Below are 250 nucleotides of genomic sequence, written 5' to 3' on the forward strand. Positions count from 1 at the left end.
ATATCATACCACAGCAAAAAACGGCGAGGATTTTAACTCCACTTATGATGAAGCAAACCCATACGATGTTGATGGCGAATTTGATGAAGACCGTTCGCTTGAAACTGATGTAGATGAATTAGGAATGCACATTGATAATGGAGAAAGTGTTGAAGTTGATCCTGTTGATGCCGCCTTATCTCATACGCCCGAAGATGACCGGTATGATCTTGACGAGGAAGGGTACCCCAAAAACGACAGGGAACATCTG

General features: G+C 43.2%; 1 protein-coding gene. It reads left to right on the forward strand.

The features are described 5' to 3' along the window. On the forward strand, positions 1-250 hold a 250-nt coding region (locus ACEN88_RS35910; RefSeq protein ID WP_413347155.1), incomplete at both ends, for a hypothetical protein.

The sequence above is a fragment of the Massilia sp. CT11-108 genome (assembly GCF_047302915.1).
In the GTDB taxonomy this organism is placed as follows: Bacteria; Pseudomonadota; Gammaproteobacteria; order Burkholderiales; family Burkholderiaceae_D; genus Telluria; species Telluria orientalis.